A 22296-nucleotide genomic window follows, 5' to 3' on the forward strand; every position below is an offset into this window, starting at 1 on the left:
AAATACAGACATAGGAGTTGCCTTAATGAAGCAAAAACAAACAAATATCCTTTCTGATATACAAACATTAGACTTATTAGAAAAATATAAAATACCTGCTGCTGATTTTCGCATCTGCCATAATTTAAATGAAGTTATTTCAGCCTCGAAAGAATTAGGATTTCCAATAACAATTAAAGGGATGGTAGAAGGGATTGCCCATAAAAGCGATTTGGGATTGGTAAAAACAGGTTTAAAATCGGAAGAAGATTTATTAACAGCAACAAAAGAAATACAGAACAACTCCCAAAATCATTGTTTATCAGGCTTTTTATTACAAAAACATATTTTTGGGAAACGAGAACTTATTGTTGGAGGAATGAAACATAATGAATATGGTTTATGTGTTTACATTGGGATAGGAGGTATTTTTGTAGAAGCGGTAGAGGATGTGGCTTTCCGTGCTGCCCCTATCAGTGAAATTGATTTACAAGAAATGATTTCAGAATTGCATTTCAAAAAAATCTTTCAATCTTTCCGCGGAGACCCTCCCATTGATACACAAAAACTTTTTGCCATAATAAAATCTATTGAAAATCTATTAGGTAATGAAACAGAAATTAGTCAATTGGAATTAAATCCCATTTTAATACATCATGATGCACCTATTGCCGTAGATGCACTTACGGTTAAAGGAAATACCCCTGTAAAGGATATTCAGCCGAGAATTACCTCACTTGATTTTAATAAATTATTAAAACTATTTGAACCAGAAAGTATAGCCATTGTTGGTATAACAGATACCCCAATCAAATGGGGTTTTCGTGTTCTATTTAATACTCTGGAAGGCGGATATACAGGAAAAATATATGGTGTCAATCCGAAACGGAGTGAGGTCTTAAATATTCCTTGCTATCCTTCAATTTCTGCCTTGCCTGAAGTAGTTGATTTAGCAGTTATTATTGTTCCGCCTCCAGCTGTTCAGCCTTCGGTTCAGGAATGTATTCAAAAAGGTATCCAAGTTGTATTGGTCATAACAGCAGGTTTCGGGGAATTAAATGATGAATTGGCTCAAACCGCTCAAGATAAATTAAAACAAATTGCCCTTGAAAATGACCTGTATCTTATCGGTCCCAATTGTGCCGGCGTCGTTAGTCCAGACCCTAAAAAACTGTATTGTTCTATGATAGGAAGATATCCACAACCCGGAGGATTAGGCATCTTATCTCAGAGTGGGAATATCGGTAATACAGCAATGAGTTGGGCTATGGAGCATCATTTAGGACTGTCAAGGTTTATTAGTACAGGGAATGAAGCCGTCATTAAGAACTATCACTACCTAAACTTTTTAGGTTCTGACCCCAAAACGAAAGTAATTTTTTCTTATATTGAAAGTGCAAAAGATATTCATCTTTTCTTCAACGAATTAAAACATGTAACGCAGAAAAAACCAGTAATAATATTGAAAGGTGGTAAAACACAAGCAGGTTCTCGTGCTGCATCCTCTCATACCGGAGCATTAGCCACGGATTACCGATTATTTCGTGGAATTTGTGTCCAACAAGGAGCCCTACTAACTGAAGATGTTTATGAAGCCGTAGAGACAGCCCACCTTCTTTCTAATGTTCCACTACCCCGAGGAAGGAATGTAGGTATTTTATCGCAGGGAGGTGGTTGGGGTGTGATTTCTGCAGATGTATGCACAAAAGCAGGATTAAATGTTATACCTCTATCTGAAAACACATTAAAAAGATTAGATGCCATTATGCCTAAATGGTGGAACCGAACAAATCCTGTAGATATGGTAGCAGGGACAGATATGGACTTATTCAAAAATTCTATGGAAATACTAATTCAGGACGAGGAAATTGATATTCTGGTTATTTTAGGTATTGGCTACATTGGCAGTGCCTATATCCGTTTACAAAATTCAGAACGGGCAAAAAATTTGGGACTTAACAAGCTATCTGAAATCGGAACTCAATTTGAGATAAAAGATGCAGAAGAAATTGCAAAACTCATGCAAACCTATCAAAAACCTATTATTGTAGCTTCCGACACAACTATTCTATCTCACGGTCAAAATATAAACCCCGTGCTAAAAAGATTAGAAGAAATGAACATTTATGTTTTCCAAAATCCAACCAACATGGCCAAAGCTATTGCCCACCTCTGCCGATATAGCGAATACATCAGAAATACACCACGAACTTTTTAATTCATTTATCAATATACTTACAGCAAAACTTATCGTATCTCTTTTGATAATAAAATCTTGTTTTCAATAGTAGTTTAAATATACCCGTATTTCTCTAATAAACATAATCTTTCCACTCACATAATCCAATTAAAATATTATCTGCACCCGATACAGAACTATCCCCATGGAAAGATTATCCTTTTTAGAATAACATTACAACCGAATATTTAAAATTTATTTTTTGGGAATTCGAGGTTTGATAATGTGTTCTATCCAATTAATAAATTCACATTCACGAATTTTATCATCAATTAAATCGTCATCAATTTTATATTGCCAACGAATATACTTCAGGGAGGGATTTTCATGTACCATTTCGAGACGCGTTACATATATCATCATATCTTCATGGTCTCGAAACATCCCTTGCTGGATAAGTTTTGGCTCACGAGCAATAATCAACCGTGCGACTTCATGAAGATTGTATTCAGGGTGGTATTGTGTTGCCCAAAAAACTCCTTTTTTATAATGTACTTCACATGCCTGAACAGTACTCCAATCGTTCCCTGCCAATAAGATTGCGCCATCGGCTAATTTTGTTACCTGGTCATCATGACTGACAAAATGAGAATATACTTCAGGCTTCCCCTGAAACATGGGATGTTTTTTCCCTTCTTCCGTCAGTCGGATTTTTGTAGCAATTCCCATTTCGCGTCCTTTGGGGTGAGGTTCAACCTTTCCACCTGCAGAATAGTTGGCTAATTGAATTCCCCAGCAACTTCCAATTTGTGGAATTCCTGCTTCATAACAACGCTGACACAAGCGTATATGGGCTTGAACTCTTGGGTCATCTTCATGATAAATTGTCAGATTACATCCGGGCCAGATAACCCCAGTGTATTGACTTAATTGTTCATCGGTCGGAGGGACAGCACCTTCATCACTGCTATACCAAATATCATATTCTGCCTCTGGCAAGTATTTTATAAGTAAATCAGCATAAAGCACTCCGGCAAGTTTCATGCCTACCTGTTCAAATTGTTCACGGCTTTTCACAGAATAGCCATCTACTATAAGAAATCGTGGGGCTTTACTCATACGAACTACTCCTTATACTACAATTTTTATTTTTATATTCATTAGAAACATCACTTAATTTTCTATATCTAATTCTTGAATAATGTCAGGCAAGTCCTCATATTTTTTACAAATAGCATCCGGACAGGCACCATCTAAAGGTCTTTCTTTCACTGCTGTCAAAAGCACACCTCTTGCTCCTACGGCTTGCGGTCCTAAAATATCATTATGCGGACGGTCTCCAACATGGACAATATTTTGTAGTTCAATATCAAAATGTCGGGCTACTGCTTCAAAAACTGCTGGATGGGGCTTTGATACACCTATTTCATCAGAAAAAACAAAGTAGTCAAAAAAGGGATACATACCCGCTTCTTTTAATAGGATTCGCAAATTTCTGCCAGGTGTAAAAATAGCATCTGATATGATAGCCAACTTGTATTGTTCCCTCAATTTTCTTAATGCATCTACGGCACCTGGTACAGGGTCGGGCATATATTGAACTTCCATATCTTCGTAAGATACAACTATCTCATCAAAAATATTCTTCGGGAGGGAACGACCTAATCCTTCTAATAAAACCGAAACCCGTTCGGCTACCGTCCAGGTTACAAGTTGGTCATGCCATACTTTACGAAAGGCAGCATCCACCACATCGAAAGCAGTATCAACAAGAATACGGTCAATCGGTGCAATTTTTGATAACGCATTATAGAGTATTTCTCGCCGTGAAACTTTTTTAGTTTGTAAACCCGCCTTTGCTCTTTTGGGTTCATCACTATCATCAATAAAAAGGCAATCCCATAAATCAAAGGTAACTACCTTAACCTTTGCCACAATTTATTCTCCAGTTTGTAATATTTTTTTGTTATTTAAATACAATTTTAATGTTTATAGTTATAGAGGGGAAAGATGTGTAATTATAACAATTATGAACCCCATTTGAAAACAGTTATAACAGGGAAATGGTCTGAGGGATATTTGCCATTCTTGTTATAGACAATTGTCTCGCATCTTAATGGATGGTAGGGTCCTTTATACAAAATCCAATCAATACGATAATCGGAATTTGAATCCGGGTCTTTAAATCCACACCATGTAGTCAAAGGACCTATTTTTTCATCTGCTTTCAACCAAGAATCGTTAAAACCATTACTCATAAAAATCTTCCATGGTTCTGATTTTTCACCTACTGCATTAAAATCGCCTGTAATTATAACAGGTAAATTTTCACCTTCCTTTTTTACTCTCTCACAGATAATCTCTGCCCCTTTTTGCCGAGCAATCTCACCTTTATGGTCAAGGTGCGTATTGATATAAAGAATTTCTTTGCCTGAAGGTTTATGCTTCAATTTTAACCATGTAACAATCCGTGTGCAAACAGTATCCCATGATTTCGAACCGGGTTCTTCAGGAGTTTCTGAAATCCAGAAATATTTTGTATCTAAAACTTCCCATAAATCTTTCTTATAAAATACTGCTGTTTGTTCACTGGAACCGTCTTTTTCTCTACCTTTTCCCACATATAAATAAGATGGAATTTGTTCTGCAATATATTTCGCCTGAAAATCAAGACACTCTTGAGTTCCTAATAAATCAGGGTCATAATTTCTAATTACCTCGACAAGAATATCTTTTCTTTTGTCCCAGTGGTTAGGACCATCCATTGCAGTGCCATAACGAAGATTAAAAGTCATTACTTTAATTGTTTCTTCTGCAAAACCTTGTTCAGCAAAAAAACAGATATTTGAAATCACGAGGAAACTAAAAGTTAAAAGGACTAAAAATAAAGTCTTTTTCATATCATTTTCCTTTTATATAATGTTTTTTTCTTAGACTTCAATATTACGAAATGACTTTTTAAATTATCAAATTTAGAAAAAAACAATCATTCATAGGAACAATAAAAAAGCACAGGTCACATCAAAATGTGACCTGCGCTTGAAAGAGTAGTAACTATTGTCCTACTTTACTTTTTGCATCCTGCTTTCTTTGCAGGAGCCTTCTTTGCGGCGGCTTTCTTCGCAGGAGCCTTCTTTGCAGCGGCCTTCTTTGCTGTAGCCATTTCCATTCTCCTTTTTATTAGTTTACATAAATTGTAAGTTGCCCAGGGTATACACAACTTTTATATTGTGTATACCGATAATATTTATACTACATATAGATACCCTTTGTCAACATAATTTATACTATTCATTAAATACTTTTATTTTTATATAAAATTATTATTTTATCTATGTTCATTTTTTTCATTAATTCAATTCAAAAACAGTTTTATTTATATTTTCTTGAATATCAATAACTTATGAAATCAAATTTTCTATCACATATAAATTTTATTTTTTGAAAAAGATATAAAATAAGTTATAAGAAAAACTTATAGAGATTATAAGAAATATTTATATAATTTTTTAGAGGAATAAAATAAAAAACCAATCAAAAATAGTAAAAAACTGATGATAATTAATTATAGTCTGAAAAATTAAACGATAGGCATACTTCGTAATTGGCGTTTTAAGATTTTTCCGGTAGGACCTTTCGGTAATTGAGGCAGAACGACAACATCTTTAGGCCATTTAAACTTCGCTATTTTCTCTTGTAAAAATTGCATAATTTCTTCGGGATGAATTTCTTCTCCTTCCTTTGGAGAGACATAAACACGGACTTCTTCTCCCCGTAATTTGTCAGGAATACCAACTACAGCCGCTTCTAAAACTTTAGGATGTGTATATAAAATTTCTTCAATCTCCCGTGGATATATATTCATTCCTCCCCGAATAATCAATTCTTTCTTGCGGTCAACAATATAGAAATATCCATCCTTATCCGTTCGTCCCATATCTCCTGTGTGGAACCAATCATTTAACATAACTTCTGCTGTTGCTTCCGGGCGTTTATAGTATCCTTTCATTACATTGTGACCCCGAATTACAATCTCACCTATTTCATCCGGTCCCGCAAATGTCCCATCATCTCTCATAATCCGCATGTCCACACCCCAAATAGGTTTACCTATCGAACCAACACGAACTTCTTCTCCTAAAACAGTAAAGGATGCTACAGGACTTGTTTCTGATAAACCGTATCCTTCAAGAATTGTAATCCCATACCTTTCTTGGAACCTTTGATGAATATCTGCAGGCAATGCAGCACCTCCAGACACCGCCAAAGTAACACAGGAAAAATCGAACTCCTGCCAATTGGGCGCATTCAAAATAAATGCATACATGGTTGGAACCATAGCAAGCACATTGATACGGTCTCTCGCTATGACTTCCATTGCTTTTTGTGTTTCAAATCGGGGAAGCATGGACATGGTTCCGCCTCGCATAATACAGGCATTCATAACACAAGTCTGACCGAAGGAATGAAACAGCGGTAAAACGACCAGAGACACCGTACCTGGTTTTACTCGGACAATTTCGTGTGAAGCATAATAAGCATTAAAAAACATATTGAAATGGGTTAACTCCGCTCCTTTGGGTGCTCCTGTTGTTCCTGAAGTATAAAGAATAACAGCAGTGTCATCGGGCATAGTTTGCACAATGTCGAATGTATCGTTTGCTTCCATTAGCAACTTATTAAAATTCTCCCCGGCTTCTAAATCTCCCATATTATCCATCGGAGGAATAATAATAAGGTGCTTGCAGGAATCCACAGATTGGAATGCTTTTATTGCCTCTTCAGAACAACCATGATATACGAAGAAAGCAACGGCTTCTGAATCACGAATATAATGTTCAATTTCCATTTTTTGGTATAAAACATTTACAGGAACCACAACTCCTCCTGCTTTTAAAATCCCATAATACACCATAGGAAAATAAGGAAGATTCGGTATCATTACTGCAACTTTATCTCCCTTTTTGAGTCCTTTTTGCTTTAATATATTTGCTACGCGATTGGAGTATTTATTCAATTGTTCATAACTGATTTTTATCTGGTTTAAAATTACAGCAGTAATATCTGGATGAGTTTTCGCTGTTTCTTCCAATACATAACCGAGATTAAGCATAGCCTGTCTCCTTATTAAATTCTATAATTCTGTAAAAAACATAATACCGAAAAATAATGCGATAAGCAAATTGACATGTATGGGATATTCCATTAAGTATTGGGAATCTCTTCCTATAAATGTTATATAATCTTGCTTTATTATTTGTTCGTATAGACTTAAATTTTTTTAATTTAATAATATATTTTTCGGATTATAATATGAGAACTCTTTTGACTGCCTACGCTTTGCCAGATATTCCTGTTGTTTTATTTTGGATTTTCATTGCACTGGGTGTTCTTATTCAAGGGATTAGCAAATCGGGCTTTGCTGGTGGTGCCGGTATTATTTCTGTTCCACTTATGATGCTTGTAATGCCCCCGGATAAAGTTGCTGCCACCTTACTTCCCCTTCTAATCCTATGCGACTTAAACGCTATTTATATACATCGAAAAAATAAAATTTGGAAACCTATAATGGAAATTTATATTCCTGCAATTGTTGGAATTCTTATAGGTTCTTTTATGTGGTGGTATATGGGAGAAAAAGGAATTAAAGAATATGAAAAAATATTGAAGCAATTTGTAGGAATCATCGCTATTACTTTTGCCTTCTATATATATGGAAGAGAATTTTCTTTAAAATGGGTAGAGAAAAAGAGTTTTGGAGTTCGTGCCGGGATTATTGCAGGAATTCTTGCGGGCATTACTTCAACACTGGCTCATGCTGCAGGGCCTATTGTAAGTCTTTTTCTATTCTCAAAAAATTTAGGGAAAACTTTATTTGTAGGAACAGTTGCATGGACCTTTACCCTCATTAACATTACCAAACTACCTTTTTATATTGCGGTAGGACTTGTAGATTGGTCGGTATTAAAATTTGATGTATTTCTAATTCCATTTATCCCTATAGGCTCATTCCTTGGGGTATGGCTTCATAATAAAATTTCAGAAAGAACATTTAATTTTGTTATTATGGTATTAACTATCATAATAGGTATTCAATTGTTAATAGGAATAAATCCCATTGAAATAATAATAAAAGCATTTGTAAGCACATCATCTTCTGTTACATAAGAAAACAAATGGAAAACAACAGACCTATAAACTACAAACTATCCATTGTAGCCCCTGTGTTCAATGAAGGTTCTTATATAAAAAATTTTGTATCTGAAATTATTGAAGTATTGGATAAGTTAGAGATAACCCAAAATAGTGAGATTATCCTTGTAAATGACGGGAGCACAGATGAGACCGAGAAGCATCTGGATACTCTGACTGAAACATATCCAGGACTTGTTTATGCTATTCACCTTGCAAGAAACTTTGGTCAAGCATCCGCTATAACTGCTGGATTGCACTACTCTTCTGGTGATTGCATGATTATTATGGATTCGGATGGACAGGACGACCCGAAATGTTTTTCCGAATTTATCGAGTTATGGAAAAAGGGATATGATGTCGTTTTTGCAAAAAGAGCAAACCGAAAAGAGGGCGTCCTTTTTCGTTTTTGTTCCTGGCTTTTTTACAGACTTTTATCCATTAGTGCTCAAATATCTCTTCCGATAGATGCAGGAAATTATGCACTGATTGACAAAAGAGTAATTGAAGCCATTAAATTATGTCCTGAGCGGAACCGTTATATTCCGGGTTTACGGAGTTGGGTTGGCTTTAAACAAACGGGCCTTGTTGTTGAGAGAAGAGCCCGTTATGATTTGAAACCCCGTGTGGGTTTTCGTGGTCTGTGGACACTTGCCATGAATGCTTTCTTCTCTTTTTCTTATGTCCCCCTATTCTTTTTCCGATTTGCAGGTGTTGTCAGTTTGCTATTATGTTTTGCTCTGATTCTTTTCGCTCTTTACCATAAGTTAATAACAGGGCTTGCCGTAACAGCATGGGCTTCTCAACTCATATCTATCTCCTTCTTTGGAGGAATTAATTTGATAGGAATTGCTCTTTTAGGCGAATACATAGCACGGATATACGATGAAGTGAAACAAAGACCTTTATACATTTGCGCTCGGACTTCAGGTTTACAGAAGGGAAATAAGTCGAAGATTAATAGTCCAAACGATGGAAATCATGATAAAATATGAATATGAACTTAACAACGAAATAAGGAAGAACCTGTGGGCGATTTCCAACATAATATCCTGAAAGAAATCGGACCTAAAGACGAGAAAAGATACACTTATGATTTAACTAATGAAACTATTGAAGTCTGCATGATTTCTGATATTGGAAGCCGCAGAACCAATAATGAAGACCATTGTCTCTTTTCAAAGGCTAATGATAATGACTACCGTGAACGATTGGGTATATTAACTGCCGTTGCCGATGGCATGGGAGGTGCCGTTGCCGGAGAACATGCCAGTAAAATGGCTGTTACTCTTCTATCCGATTTTTATTTTTCGTCAGAAGGAGAAAATATACCCGAAATATTATTCAATTCTATTCAAAAAATTAATGAAAATATTTTTAATTTGAGTGAAAATGACCCTTCTTATTTTGGAATGGGAACAACCCTATCTGCCTTAGTTATTCATGGGGATGTAGGATATGTTGCTCAGGTTGGAGATAGTCGCATTTACCTTTATAGAAAAGATTATCCTGTAAAACAAATTACTGAGGACCATTCCATTGTTGCCGAGCAATTAAAAGAAGGATTAATTAATGAAGAAGAAGCCCGAAATCATATATTAAAAAATCTTATAACAAGAGCCTTAGGAATTAAAGAAATTGTTGAAACAGATTTATATGCATTCACAATAAAAACGGGTGATACATTACTTCTCTGTTCGGATGGATTAAGTAACATGGTAACGGAAGAACAAATACAACAAGGTTTATCATCTGAAAAACTTGTTTTAGGTTTGAATTCTCTCATAGATATTGCTATCCAAGAAGGAGCCCCCGATAATATAACCGCTGTTGCTGTGCGTATTATTGGTGAATTGGAACACAAAGATATCATTCAACATGAAAAAATGACTATTGTATCTCCTGAAAAGAAACTCTCATTTCTCAAAAAAATATTTAATCTTTTCTCGTTTAAATAAATCCTTATCTTCTTTTTCGAGGACCTCGATGCCGAGCATGGGGATGCTTCTTATGCGAAGGATTCCGACGAGGTTCTATAATCTCTTCATTTTTTTCTTCTCGAATTGTATTTGTTACAGCAGGATTAATGTTGTAACTATAACAACGAGGGCATTGAGATATTTCTTCTGCTTCGGTATCCAGATATACAAAAGCGCAATATTTACATTCCCACACATTTTGGTTTTTAAAAGCAGTATAAATTCTTCGTGTGCTAACTTCGGATAATCCCCATAAAATAATACCGGAAATAGCAATAATAAACGAATAGATGATAAATGCTCCCGTTATTGATATTTCAATCATAATGAAACTCCGGATATATGGTAACGAATAGTTACCTGCTGTTCTCCAGAATCAGTATTTATCAAAGGCTCAAAACGAATTTTATTGATTTCCCCTTCTATATATCTTGACATTTCATCTTCAATTATATTCAAATCTATCACCCGCGAAACTGTTCCATCTGGTAATACAGTTAACATAAAATCGTAATTCTTTTCACCCTCTACCGTAGATTTTTTTGACATTTCCAACAAACCCGGGAAAAACAGAATTGTTCTATTATAAGGAGGGGTAATCCAACGGAAAATAATCTCTGTTCCATTCCCTATATTTTGTTTCATCAAAGGGGCTGATGTATGGTCTTCCGATTCTTTATTTTGAAGCTCTGTAGATGGAGAAAAGGGACTTAAAGCAGTAATAGATTCTCTTATTCTATTTATCCCTGCCCCAAATTGTGCCCAGCTGTCCCTATATTCTTCAGCCAAAGGTTTTGAAGGAGATTCATCCTCTACCAGAGTTCTACGAAGTTTTAACTTTTCTAATTCTTCAAATTCAATTTTAGGGAGTTCAAAACCACTTGACTGTTTTAATTCATTTATGTCAAACTCGTTGTTTTTATTATCATCTTCCAGATTCTTAGATAATCTTAGCCTCGATGTTAAAATAGAATCGGTCGTTTTATCTGTATCTGCCTGAACAACACGAATATCCAGATATTGAAGATCAGAACGAGGAATATAGACTACAATCTTAAAAAGAGTTACCGCAGAAAGATGCAGAAGGAAAGCAAAAATAATCGTTTTAAAAAACCGATTACGGTCCTTTTTTATCTGGAGCAGTAAATCTCCCTGATGGCTTGTTGAAATATCATATTGGAATATCTCTGCATCGGTCTTCGGTAAGACAAGCGACTCTGAAATTTTAGAAAAATCAGGATTCTCCTGTATATTTTCTTCCATCTCGTAATTTTTCTCGTGCTTGCGCACGGATTTTCGCGTGCGCCTTTTCATGGTATCAATCCGTGTGTTATTGAGTTTTTTCTTCAGTAGTTGATGGAATGGCTGCAATCCCGTAATGTTTAATCCCAACAGAATTAGCAATACCTAACACCTTAACCAATCGCTCTGTAGGTACCCGACGGTCAGGACGAATAAGCAAAAGCCCTTCGGGTCTTCTCTCATAAAAACTTTCCATGGCTCTTGTTAATTCATACCAACTTTTAATTGGGATTTCATTATCTTCCGTGTAAAAAATTTCTCCCTGATTATCCGGTCCTCCTTCCCCGTAGGCCAGGGTTACCGCAGCATCTTTTTGTTCTAATTGTTCCGATGAATCACTTTTAGATAGTTCTACAGGGATAGATGCCTGCACTACAAAAGTAGATGTCAACATGAAAAAGAGAAGTAATTGAAATACAACATCAATAAGTGGGGTCAGGTCAATTGTCGCTTTAACAAATTTATTTTGACTTTGTTTCCGTTTAAATTTCATATTAAATCTCCTTGTCTCCCTGATGCCGTGTTAGCAAATCTACTAATTCCGAAGAACTAATCTCCATTTCTACAATCATATTATCTACTCTTGATACAAAATAGTTATAAAACACTAATAGAGGAATGGCTACGGTTAATCCTGCGGCGGTAGTAATTAATGCATTGGAAATACCCTCTGCAAGGTCTGAAGGATTGACCTGTCCCCTTTTATTCTGAATAGCAGCGAAACACTTTATCATCCCTTGCACTGTTCCCAACAATCCCAATAAAGGGGCTATACTTGCACATGTTGCCAGTGCGGATAGATACCTTTCCAAACGGGGAATTTCCATCTGTCCTGCATCTTCTATGGATTCTCGAATTTCCTCCTTCGATTTCTTATACTTTAAGATTCCTGCTTTTAATATTCTCGCTACGGGGGCATCTACGCGATTACAAATATCTACGGCGTCCTGGATACGATTCTGGCGAAGCACCTGACGAATTGTGTCCATAAATTCACTCGTATCAATTCCTGCCTTTCGTAGAAACCAAAATCGCTCAATAATAATACAAACACCTATCACAGAACAAAGCAGGATAGGCCACATTAAAATCCCACCTTTAAACATAATTTCAAGAGGGTCCATTGGCATTAGATAATCTCCTTTTCAGATAGATTTATAACTTTAAAGTTTTTTTAACAATATTTATTACGACAAAATATCAAGAAAGATATACAAGGGTTCCTAATCCCTCTCGGGTAAATATTTCAAGCAATAAACTATGAGGAATACGTCCATCTATAATATGAGTTTTGCGTACCCCATGGTCTAATGCTTTAAGACATGATTCAATTTTAGGTATCATTCCGCCACTAATTATTTTTTCTTCCTTCAAACGCTGAACTTCATTAGAGGGCAATTGATGAATTAATGTTTCCGGATTGGAAGGGTCCCGAAGCAAACCGGGAGTATCGGTTAAAAACACTAATTTTTCTGCCCTCATTGCAGAGGCGATATCACCGGCTACGGTATCGGCATTGATATTCCATACTCCTCCAAATTCATCTGTTGCCAGCGGAGCAACCACCGGGATAAAACCTGATTCGCATAAAACCTGAATAATTTTGGTTTCCACCTTTGTAATTCTACCTACCTGACCAATATCTGTCCCATCATCTGCGTATTTTTTTACAGCATAAAGCAATCCGCCATCTTTCCCACTGATACCGACAGCAGAACCTCCCACACAATTTATTAAAGCGACTATATCTTTATTTACTACTCCAGAAAGAACCATTTCCACAACCGATATAGTCTTATCATCCGTAATTCTAAGTCCCTGAGGGCTAAATTGGGGTGTAATCCCTAACTTCTTGAGCATTTCATTTATTGAAGGACCACCTCCATGAACAACTATCGGATTCATTCCAACATATTTCATTAGAACAATGTCTTCTGCTGTACTTTGCCGTAATCGTTCATCTATCATTGCAGCACCACCGTATTTTACAACTACTGTCTTACCCCAGAACTCACGGATATAGGGCAATGCTTCAATCAGGACATTAGCTTTTTCTATAAGTTTGTCCATAAACTTTCCTTGTAAAGTTTAGGTTCTATAATCTGCATTTATTTTTACATAATCATAACTTAAATCAGAAGTCCAATAATAGATTTCCTCCGACCCCATACCTAAATCTGCCCGAATAACAAACTCTTTGTTTCTCATTATTTCTGCAACTTCTTTCTCTTCATAGTTAGTGGGGAGTCCTTTTTCAAAAACAAGTATATTCCCTATCCATAGTTTGATTTTTTCAGGCTCTATAGGGACACCGCTATATCCTATGGCACATAGTATTCTACCCCAGTTGGGGTCGCCCCCAAAAAAGGCTGTCTTGCATAACTGGGAAACCGCAATGGATTTTGCTATCTTTTTTGCATCATCTATGGTATCTGCTCCAGTTATCTTAATCTCAATGAATTTAGTTGCCCCCTCTCCATCAGCAACAATATTTCGTGCTAATCGCATACATACTTGAAGTAAACCTTGATAAAAGGACTCTTCATCCTCCGTGCCTGATTGGATTTTTATACCAGAGGCTCCATTAGCCAATAATATCACCGAGTCGTTTGTACTCATATCGTTATCAACAGCAATACAATTAAATGATTTCTGGACAGCTCGCAGAAGTAATTCTCTGAGTTTTTCTTTGGCTATTCCTGCATCTGTAGTTATAACCGATAACATAGTAGCCATATTAGGACAAATCATTCCTGCCCCTTTTGCCATTCCACCAATACGAACTATACCTTCGGATAATTGCACAGCCACTGCATATTCTTTGGGAACTGTATCTGTAGTCATAATCGCTTTTGCGGAATTTAAATGATTTTCCGACGACAAAGATTTCACACATTCATTTACCCCTTTTTTAATTCTATCCATAGGTAAGGGAACTCCAATAACCCCTGTGCTCATAACTAATACTTGTGTCTTATCAATCTTTAATAATGTTGCTACTTCTTCTGCTATTTTTTCTACATCATTTAAGCCGCGTTCTCCTGTGCATGCATTGGCATTTCCGCTATTAATAAATACAGCCTGAGCCTCGCCCTTTGCACAAATCCTCTGACACCATAATACGGGAGCGGCCTTAACACGATTTGTTGTAAATGTTCCTGCAACAGTTGCTTTATCTTTAGAAAAGACTAAAGCACAATCCAATCTCTTATTTTCTGGATTTTTTATACCCGCAGAGGCTGCCGATGATTCAAATCCTAAACTCGCACATATACCACCATCTATAGGGACTATATTCATATTTACTTTTCTCCTTTAATTTAAAACTTATATTATGGCATCATTCCTGGGAAACGAAGTCCTGTATCTTCGGGAAATCCAAAGCGAACATTCAAACATTGGATACCCATACCTGCTGTTCCCCCTACCAGATTATCTATCGCACTAACAATAACAATATTTCCTGTTCTATCATCATAAGTCCAGCCAATATCACAAAAGTTGGAATTACGAACATAGTTAATCTCTGGAAACTGCCCTTGCGGCAAAACACGAACAAAAGGCTCGTTATCATAACATTTATATATTTCAGATGGGTTTACTTCTTTTGTGGGTCTCAATGTGATCGTAGATAAAATTCCACGCGTAAGAGGTGCTACATGTGGAGTAAATTGTACTTTATATTTTCCACCAATTTCTTGTTCTATCTCGGGAATGTGTTGATGAGTTCCAATTCGATATGCCCGCATATTTTCATTCATATTGGGGAAATGAAACAGCTCGTTTAAACTCCGTCCTGCACCGGAAACACCCGAAACAGAATCAATAACTATTGGAATATCGGGTTCCGCATAGGGAACTAAAGGACGCAAGGGCAATATATTACTAATCGGGAAACATCCTGGAACAGCAACTATATCTGCTTTTTTAATTTGTTCTCGATACCATGGGACCAAACCATAAATCGAACGAGATACCAATTCTGGATGAGTATATTCCAACTTATAAAACTTTGAGTATTGTTCCGCATCTTTTATTCGGAAATCCGAACCTAAGTCCATCACTATCACACCTCTTTTTACCAACTCTGAAGCCAATGGCATAGATTTTCCTGCTGGTAAAGCAAAAAATACTACATCACATTTTTTCGCAATGACATCCGGGTCAAATATTTCTAATTCTATATCCACCAATTTACGAAGATTGGGAAGAACATCCTGTAATTTTTTGCCCGTTTCCATTTCTACAGCGCAAACTAATTTTGCCTGAGGATGTGCCACGAGAAGACGAATAAATTCTCTTCCCGCATAACCTATTGCTCCGACAATTCCTACTTTTATCATGTTTAACTCCTAAAAGGTATAGGTTCTTACATTGAAAAACTTCCCCTTATTCATTTAAACTATCATTCCGATAAATATTTATTGGGGGATTAAGTGGATATTATACTCTTAATTACCGTTTTTTTTAAAATATAGATTTTATATGTGTTTATCATCATTTGAAAATACAAAAATTAAAGTTATATATCATTACTTCAAAATATCATAGGCAGGAGAAAAAATAAAATGCATCCATTTCGCACACATAACTGTAATCAATTAAGAAAATCCGATGTTGGTAAGGTAGTAAAACTATCAGGTTGGGTACATACAAAACGAGACCATGGAGGAGTTATTTTTATTGATTTGCGTGACCATTATGGAATTACACAAATAGTTGTAAATCCAGACCGTCCTTTTTTCTCGGAGGTAGAAACTGTAAGAAATGAAAGTGTAATTACTATTGAAGGGGAAGTTGTTGCTCGAACCCCTGAAACAGTTAATCCAAATATTGATACTGGCGAAATTGAAGTGGTTGCAACCAGTTTCCTTCTGGAATCTGCCTGTGAACAATTGCCTTTCCCTGTTAATAAAGAAATAGATGCGCCCGAAGAACTTCGATTAGAATACCGATTTTTAGACCTCCGGAGAAATACCCTTCATAAAAATATTATGTTGCGTACTCAATTGGCAAAACTTGTTAGAGAACACCTTATTTCTCGCGGTTTTAATGAATTTCATACACCTATCCTTACAAGTTCCTCACCAGAAGGTGCTCGTGATTTCCTTGTGCCCAGTCGAATATATCCAGGGCAATTTTACGCACTACCTCAGGCTCCTCAGCAATTTAAACAATTATTAATGATTTCGGGTTTTGATAGATATTTCCAGATAGCCCCCTGTTTTCGTGATGAAGATTCCCGTGCAGACCGTAGCCCTGGGGAATTCTACCAGATAGATATTGAAATGTCGTTTGTTACTCAGGAAGATATTTTTGACGAACTTGAATTATTAATGGTTCGTATATTTAAAGAACTCTCAAATAAAAATATTATCTGGGAAAAATTTCCACGAATTCCCTACCGAGAGGCTATGGAAAAATATGGTACCGATAAGCCTGATTTGCGTTATGGATTAGAAATGCATGATTGCACAGATATTTTTGCACATTCAGACCTTAAGGTTTTCAGTGCACAGGTGGCTACTGGAGGGGTTATCAAGGTAATTCATTTACCTCATGCAGACCAACAACCTCGAAAATTCTTTGATGATGCAGAAGAATATGCAAAAAGCGAAGGTGCAAAAGGTTTAGCATGGCTTATCCTAAAAGAAGGTGATTTCAAAGGTCCTATAGCGAAATTCATGAAAGAAGAAGAGAAAAAAGCCCTTATACAAAAACTTCAGATGAATGAGGGCGATGCCGTTTTCTTTGGGGCAGGTTCCAGAAATGAAACCAATACACTTATGGGTAAGGTTCGCACATATCTTGCTCGTCAATTGAATATGATAGATTCTAATCAAGTAGCCTTCTGCTGGATTGTGGATTTCCCTATGTTCGAATGGAATGAGGAAGAAAAACATTACGATTTCTCTCATAACCCATTTTCTATGCCTCAAGGTGGAATGGATGTATTACTCAACAAAAACCCGCTGGATATATTGGCATACCAGTACGACATCGTTTGCAATGGAGTGGAACTTTCTTCCGGTGCTATTCGTAACCATAAGCCAGAAATTATGTTAAAAGCATTTGAAATTGTTGGTTATCCTCCTGAAGTTGTTAAAAATAAATTTCCAGCATTATGGAAAGCATTTCATTACGGAGCTCCTCCTCACGGAGGTATAGCCCCTGGTTTTGACCGAATATTAATGCTTTTGACAGACTCCCCCAATATTCGTGAAGTGATTGCCTTCCCACTAAATCAAAAAGCACGCGACCTTCTTATGGGCGCACCCAGTGAGGTTACACCAAAACAACTTCAAGAACTGCATATTACTATCGTCCCCCCTAAAAATAAGTAAGGTAGGTCATTTACATAAACAAAAAGGCGAGTTCTTTTCTCTCCAGACCTCGCTTCCTATTTTTATATGGTCTTCCTCAACCCAGAAAAAATCTACTTCTTTTGATAACTGCATATTCGGTCTTCGATAAACAAAAAATGGCAGGTCGCGTTTTTTTATTTCTTCTGTTTTATCGAAGTATTCATTTTTAGAGATATTCAGCATATCTGCATTTTTAAATCCATTCCTTCCCAGAGGCAGAAAACGATATAAATGCCATGCATGAATCTTCGCTCCTTTTTCCCATAAATGAAGTAAAAAAGCAGTTATCTCATTTAACATATCTAAATTTATTTTGCAAACAACGGTAGAAACAGTAAAAGGAATTCCCTTTTCTGTTAAATATTTCAACCTTTGCTTTATTAAATCGTAGTGTTTTCGAAAACCTTTTCGCAGATAATTATGAACCTGAGGATTATTTGAATCAAGAGGTAGAACATATCGGTCAGCATTCAAGTTTTCTATCACATTAGGAGTTAAACCAACCCCATTTGTTCCTACTTGAGTATGAAGACCCATTGTTTTTGCTAAATTTATTGAATGGGATAAAGGATATTTCCATTGCAAAGGTTCTCCTCCACCAAAAACAACACTTTCCATTTCTCGCCCTTTAACTATTTCCAGGACTTTTTCTACCTGTTTCGGCGTCATTTCTGATAGGGTATTTTCTGTAATACAGAATAGGCAACTCATGGAACAGGCACCATGAAACATAATTACTCCTACCCTGCGATGTTGAATATTTATTTCTTGCATGTTTTACTTCATCCGAACTGCTGATATGGCAAATCTCAATCCTGTAAAAATTTCAAAAAACAATACTCCTGGTATATAAAACATCTTTTGCCATCGAAATCTTCCAATAGATAAATCATGTTTTAATCCTATCCACCAACGATTAATTTTTCTTCGATGGGCAACTGATTTTATCATTATTTCTTCGTAACTACAAATTATCTTCTTCTTTACCAGGGAATCAAATCGGATTAAGTTTTCAAAATTAGGTACACAGGACTTGAAACTGTTTACCTGTTCTTTTAACCCACTTAATTGCTGTTCCAACTTTCTCTGTATTTTACGATTCATCTGTCCCGATGTTTGGGATAATTGTAATAGCAACTCGTTGGTCTTTTGAATAATTTGTTCATACTCCTGAGATACAAATTGGGCATATTGATTGGACTGCAATATTTGTATTAAATGGGCACGAATTTCCTGAAGATAAGAATAAGCAGAGGCTAAAGAGTCCCTTTTCTCTTTCAACTGTTTCCGTGTTAATAACCATATTTCCTGATATTCATAAAATACCTGCATAATTACTTTAACTTGATTAACAAAATCTTTTATTCTTCTGTGTAAAAAAGCACCGATACTTTCCATTTCCATTGTTTGACGACGCTCCTTCCGCCCCTTTTTTCTTAAAAATCCCATACTCATAGGATGATTGCTTAATAGAGTAGAATAGCGATTCCACAAGGTCAACCAAAAAGCATTCCAGTACTGTTCCGGCGGGCAACGAAGTAATATATCAATAATATTGTCTTTGGAATAAAAAAGGGACCATGCTTTTAGCCATGATTTTTTTAACTCTCCTACTTTGAAATTAGGATGCGGAAAAGTTTCATGACAACTATCATAGTTGTTGTAATCCTCTGATATTTGTTCCCCTCTTTCTAACCTCTCTTTATGGTCTTTAGAACCTGGAAGTGGCGTCATAATGAAAAAAGAGGCTTCATCAACCTTTACTTCAGTTTTTAACAATTTAACATCATGGAGAATGCTTTGTGGAGTATCACAAGGCATACCTAAAATATAACCCACATGGACAAGAACCCCTGCCTTATGCCATGTTTCTACCATCTCCGCATATTCGGATGTTTTATTTTGTGTTTTTCCCATCAATACAAGATTTTGTGGATTAACACTTTCCATTCCGATAAAAACAAGATAACATCCTGCTTCTGATGCCATACGAACAAAATCAGGGATTTTCCATGATTGCGTATCAATTTGCATCATGAATCGAATTTTTTTACCTTTTTGTTTTAATTCTATAAGTCCCATAAAAAGTTCTTTCCAGATAGGAGAACGGGACATATTGTCATCTGTAAAGAAATAACTGAAAAACCCGTTGTCATAATTTTGCTCAACTATTTGTAAAATCTTTTCTGCAGAACGACACCTAATTTTCCTACCCTGAACATTAATTATGGTGCAGAAAGAACAATTAAATGGACATCCACGGCTTGTATCTATCGTACACATTGGTTGCATAAAGTGTTTTAAATATTCGGGGTCTGCTACAGGGATAGGGGCATCCTGAATATCAGGAGATTCTAACACCCTATAATACGGTTGTAGTTTGCCATTTATAGCATCATTCAATATATTAGAAAGGACACCGTCTCCTTCTACTTCGCCACAAACGAAACTCACACCCTTATCCATTAAAAATTTCAAATCAGGGGCATCAGGTCCGAACAGTTTCATAACCCCACTAACATGAAAGCCTCCTATTATCACGGGCACTTGATATTTGCGAAACATTATAGCCAAATCACTTGCCCGTGCGAACATATTGGTCTGCACACCTACCAGCCCTACTATCAAAATTTCATCTCGTTTTTTACTTTCATGGACAATTTTATCTACATCTATCCTTTGAACAAATTCATCTCTTATTTCGACATGAACCTCAAATTGTTCCTCAAATTTCTTTTCATTAATCAACTTTTGTGTCAGAGCCCTCATACATACAAGTGTATTGGATGGCAATAATCCTTTCCAGAAATGATAAGGATAACCATCATCATCATAATGTGAAGGAAGAATATAAAGAATTTTTACATTTTTCTTTTGTGTTTTTTTATACGAAAACAATTTCATAGCGAAAATCCTCTCTGAGTTGTATTAAAATTAGTGAGTTTCTTCTTCAAAGTTATATTATAATATTTCTGTTTTAATATTCTGAAAACATAAACCATGTTACTTTACACTTATTAACGATTAACAAAAGGAGAAAAAAATATGACAAAGGTAATGTTCGTTATAGGTTTATCTTTCTTAATGTTCTTTTTATGCTCTTCTTATAATACCGCTTTTACTGATTCTCGTTTCAAAGATGATGTAGAATTTTTGAAACAATATGTAACCGTCATTCTATTAAAAGATACAGAATCGAATGGAGAAGTAGCCATTGTTCCTGAATATCAGGGTCGGATAATGACAAGCACAGCGGAGGGACCTGAAGGGTTAAGTTTCGGCTGGATTAACCGTGAATTAATTTCTTCAAAAAAATTTGAACCTCATATTAATGTCTTTGGAGGTGAAGACCGTTTCTGGATTGGTCCAGAAGGTGGACAATATGGTATTTTCTTTCCTCCCAATGCACCTTTTGATTTAGAACATTGGCAAACACCTGCTGTTATTGATACAGAACCGTATGAAATAGTTTCTCAAAATGATAAACAAGTTTCTTTCCGAAAAGATGCGAAATTAAAAAACTGGACAGGAACTGATTTTCAGATATCAATCGAACGCACCGTTAGCATTTTATCTAAAGAACAAATAGCAGGAGCCTTAGGAGTTAGAATCCCTTCAGGTGTCAAATATATAGGTGTTGAATCCAAGAATAAAATTACCAATACAGGCACGGAAGATTGGAATAAGGAAAAAGGTTTGCTCTCTATCTGGATATTAGGAATGTTCAACCCCTCCCCCGAAACAACCATCGTTATACCCTTTTTACCCGGTTCCGAAGAAAATTTAGGTCCGAAAGTAAACGATGCTTATTTTGGCAAAGTTCCAGCAGACCGACTAATTGTAAGGGATAATGTGGTTTTCTTCCGTGGCGATGGTCAATATCGCAGTAAAATTGGAATTTCACCTAAACGGGCATTATCTGTTTGTGGAAGTTTTGATGCCAAAAATAAAGTTTTAACTATTGTTCAATATAGTAAACCCGATGTTCCAAAACCCTATGTAAATTCTATGTGGGAACTGCAAAAAGAACCGTATGGAGGTGATGTAATCAATTCGTATAACGACGGTCCGTTAGGTCCCGGGAAAAAGCCCTTAGGACCCTTCTATGAACTGGAAACTTCTTCGCCAGCAGAAGAATTGAAAAAGGGAGAACATGTTGAACATACCCATCGCACATTTCACTTTATAGGAAGTGAAAAAGAATTAAATTATCTGACAGAGGAAATATTAGGTATTGATTTACAAACCATCCAGAGTGTTTTTGCAAGTAACTAATTTATCCATAACACAAAACAGGGCA

General features: G+C 36.1%; 19 protein-coding genes. 6 read left to right on the forward strand and 13 right to left on the reverse strand.

Going from position 1 to position 22296, the window contains the following annotated elements; genetic code table 11:
- Nucleotides 1-25: 25 nt before the first annotated feature.
- Nucleotides 26-2197, forward strand: a complete 2172-nt coding sequence (locus tag PLA12_03260; protein HOQ31511.1) for an acetate--CoA ligase family protein — start codon at nucleotides 26-28, stop codon at nucleotides 2195-2197.
- A gap of 216 nt (nucleotides 2198-2413) precedes the next feature.
- Here PLA12_03260 and PLA12_03265 read toward each other — a convergent pair whose 3' ends face one another.
- The 4 genes from PLA12_03265 to PLA12_03280 form a co-directional block, all read right to left on the reverse strand.
- Nucleotides 2414-3277, reverse strand: coding sequence for a type 1 glutamine amidotransferase (locus PLA12_03265; protein ID HOQ31512.1), 864 nt, complete (start codon nucleotides 3275-3277; stop codon nucleotides 2414-2416).
- 54 nt (nucleotides 3278-3331) lie between these two features.
- Nucleotides 3332-4093 (reverse strand): HAD family hydrolase, encoded by a 762-nt coding sequence (locus tag PLA12_03270; GenBank protein ID HOQ31513.1) that lies wholly within the window; start codon nucleotides 4091-4093, stop codon nucleotides 3332-3334.
- A gap of 92 nt (nucleotides 4094-4185) precedes the next feature.
- Entirely contained in the window at nucleotides 4186-5058 is an 873-nt protein-coding gene (locus PLA12_03275) for an endonuclease/exonuclease/phosphatase family protein (GenBank protein ID HOQ31514.1), read from the reverse strand.
- Between the two features lie 680 nt (nucleotides 5059-5738).
- Complete coding sequence (locus tag PLA12_03280) at nucleotides 5739-7271, reverse strand: long-chain fatty acid--CoA ligase (GenBank protein HOQ31515.1); 1533 nt, start codon at nucleotides 7269-7271, stop codon at nucleotides 5739-5741.
- Nucleotides 7272-7471: 200 nt separating this feature from the next.
- On the opposite strand from PLA12_03280, the gene PLA12_03285 reads away from it, so the two are divergent.
- The 3 genes from PLA12_03285 to PLA12_03295 are packed head-to-tail and all read left to right on the forward strand — an operon-like array spanning nucleotide 7472 to nucleotide 10308.
- Nucleotides 7472-8326, forward strand: a complete 855-nt coding sequence (locus PLA12_03285) for a sulfite exporter TauE/SafE family protein (protein ID HOQ31516.1) — start codon at nucleotides 7472-7474, stop codon at nucleotides 8324-8326.
- Nucleotides 8327-8334: 8 nt separating this feature from the next.
- Nucleotides 8335-9345: a glycosyltransferase family 2 protein gene (locus tag PLA12_03290; GenBank protein ID HOQ31517.1), complete on the forward strand. Its 1011-nt coding sequence runs from the start codon at nucleotides 8335-8337 to the stop codon at nucleotides 9343-9345.
- A gap of 33 nt (nucleotides 9346-9378) precedes the next feature.
- A complete protein-coding gene (locus tag PLA12_03295; protein ID HOQ31518.1) occupies nucleotides 9379-10308 on the forward strand; it encodes a Stp1/IreP family PP2C-type Ser/Thr phosphatase in 930 nt (309 codons plus the stop codon).
- A 4-nt stretch (nucleotides 10309-10312) separates the two neighbouring features.
- Here the strand turns inward: PLA12_03295 and PLA12_03300 are convergent, their stop codons facing one another.
- The 7 genes from PLA12_03300 to argC form a co-directional block, all read right to left on the reverse strand.
- Entirely contained in the window at nucleotides 10313-10654 is a 342-nt protein-coding gene (locus PLA12_03300; GenBank protein ID HOQ31519.1) for a hypothetical protein, read from the reverse strand.
- Nucleotides 10651-11643 (reverse strand): hypothetical protein, encoded by a 993-nt coding sequence (locus tag PLA12_03305; protein ID HOQ31520.1) that lies wholly within the window; start codon nucleotides 11641-11643, stop codon nucleotides 10651-10653. The genes PLA12_03300 and PLA12_03305 overlap by 4 nt, the downstream gene beginning before the upstream one ends.
- A 16-nt stretch (nucleotides 11644-11659) precedes the next feature.
- Nucleotides 11660-12124, reverse strand: coding sequence for a biopolymer transporter ExbD (locus PLA12_03310; protein HOQ31521.1), 465 nt, complete (start codon nucleotides 12122-12124; stop codon nucleotides 11660-11662).
- A 1-nt stretch (nucleotide 12125) separates the two neighbouring features.
- On the reverse strand, nucleotides 12126-12761 hold the full coding sequence (locus PLA12_03315; GenBank protein ID HOQ31522.1) for a MotA/TolQ/ExbB proton channel family protein: 636 nt from the start codon (nucleotides 12759-12761) through the stop codon (nucleotides 12126-12128).
- 70 nt (nucleotides 12762-12831) lie between these two features.
- Nucleotides 12832-13701: an acetylglutamate kinase gene (gene argB / locus PLA12_03320; GenBank protein HOQ31523.1), complete on the reverse strand. Its 870-nt coding sequence runs from the start codon at nucleotides 13699-13701 to the stop codon at nucleotides 12832-12834.
- Nucleotides 13702-13719: 18 nt separating this feature from the next.
- On the reverse strand, nucleotides 13720-14931 hold the full coding sequence (argJ, locus tag PLA12_03325) for a bifunctional glutamate N-acetyltransferase/amino-acid acetyltransferase ArgJ (GenBank protein HOQ31524.1): 1212 nt from the start codon (nucleotides 14929-14931) through the stop codon (nucleotides 13720-13722).
- Nucleotides 14932-14963: 32 nt separating this feature from the next.
- Complete coding sequence (argC, locus tag PLA12_03330; GenBank protein HOQ31525.1) at nucleotides 14964-15974, reverse strand: N-acetyl-gamma-glutamyl-phosphate reductase; 1011 nt, start codon at nucleotides 15972-15974, stop codon at nucleotides 14964-14966.
- Between the two features lie 225 nt (nucleotides 15975-16199).
- Between argC and aspS the strand changes: the two genes are divergently transcribed.
- On the forward strand, nucleotides 16200-17975 hold the full coding sequence (aspS, locus tag PLA12_03335; GenBank protein HOQ31526.1) for an aspartate--tRNA ligase: 1776 nt from the start codon (nucleotides 16200-16202) through the stop codon (nucleotides 17973-17975).
- 6 nt (nucleotides 17976-17981) lie between these two features.
- On the opposite strand, the gene PLA12_03340 is transcribed toward aspS, so the two are convergent.
- Together PLA12_03340 and PLA12_03345 are read right to left on the reverse strand one after the other, a co-directional pair.
- Complete coding sequence (locus PLA12_03340; GenBank protein HOQ31527.1) at nucleotides 17982-18770, reverse strand: radical SAM protein; 789 nt, start codon at nucleotides 18768-18770, stop codon at nucleotides 17982-17984.
- A 3-nt stretch (nucleotides 18771-18773) separates the two neighbouring features.
- A complete protein-coding gene (locus PLA12_03345; GenBank protein ID HOQ31528.1) occupies nucleotides 18774-20900 on the reverse strand; it encodes a radical SAM protein in 2127 nt (708 codons plus the stop codon).
- 141 nt (nucleotides 20901-21041) lie between these two features.
- Here PLA12_03345 and PLA12_03350 point away from each other — a divergent pair, with 141 nt between their 5' ends.
- Nucleotides 21042-22271: a hypothetical protein gene (locus PLA12_03350; GenBank protein HOQ31529.1), complete on the forward strand. Its 1230-nt coding sequence runs from the start codon at nucleotides 21042-21044 to the stop codon at nucleotides 22269-22271.
- The last annotated feature ends 25 nt before the right edge of the window (nucleotides 22272-22296 follow it).

This window comes from Candidatus Hydrogenedens sp. (genome assembly GCA_035378955.1).
GTDB lineage: Bacteria > Hydrogenedentota > Hydrogenedentia > Hydrogenedentales > Hydrogenedentaceae > Hydrogenedens.